Genomic DNA, 849 nt, shown 5'->3' on the forward strand with positions numbered 1-849 from the left:
TTCGAGGTGGGGGTGTCGTCGGTGCTCTCCTATCCGGTGGCGCTCGGGCTGCTCTACGCCACGCTGCTGGTCATCCTGGTCGCCCGCCCGCAGGGGCTGTTCGGCGAGGCGGCGCGGCGCCGTGCGTAGGATTGCGCATCAGGTGCGGGCGCTGGCCCCCACCCTGACCCTCCCCCGCTTCGCAGGAGAGGGGATGATGGTCGCGGGCCTAGGGGCGTACGCGCTGCTGTACGCGTCGCCCTACGGGCTGCGCGTGCTGACTGTGGCGGGGGGGTACGCGCTGGCCGCCCTCGGGTTCCAGATCGTGTTCGGGCTGGGCGGCGCGCTGTCGCTGGCCCATGGCGCCTTCTTCGGGATCGGGGCCTACGCGACGGGCATCCTGGGCAGCCAGTGGGGCTGGGGCTTCGCCGCGACCTTCCCGGTGTCGCTGCTGGTGCCGCTGCTCCTGGCCCTGCTGGTCGGGCTGCCGGTGCTGCGGCTGGAGTCCCATTACTTCGCGCTGGCGACGCTGGGCATCGCGCAGGTCGTCCATCTGCTGGCGGTCAACAGCCCCGGCCTGACCGGCGGCGCCAACGGCCTGCCGGGCGTGCCGGGCATCGTCCTGTTCGGCTGGGCGGTGCCGCGCGGGCTGCCGCTGGCGGCGGTGGTGTGGAGTTTCGTGGCGCTGGGCGGACTGCTCGCCTGGAGGCTGGCGCGCGGGCGCTGGGGGCGGGCGCTGACGCTGGTGCGCGACGACCCGCTGGCCGCCGGCACGCTGGGTCTGGACGTCGGCGGGCTGCGGCTGGCCGCCTTCGCGCTGAGCGCCGTCTATGCCGGGGCGGCGGGAGCGCTGGCCGTGCACACCCAGCG

At 74.9% G+C, this 849-nt stretch carries 1 protein-coding gene; it reads left to right on the forward strand.

Going from position 1 to position 849, the window contains the following annotated elements; translation table 11 throughout:
• Positions 1 to 121: 121 nt before the first annotated feature.
• The coding region (locus GBZ26_RS29640) for a branched-chain amino acid ABC transporter permease (protein ID WP_345772092.1) at positions 122 to 849 on the forward strand (728 nt) is incomplete at its 3' end.

It is taken from the genome of Azospirillum formosense (assembly GCF_013340925.1).
GTDB classification, from domain to species: Bacteria; Pseudomonadota; Alphaproteobacteria; order Azospirillales; family Azospirillaceae; genus Azospirillum; species Azospirillum formosense.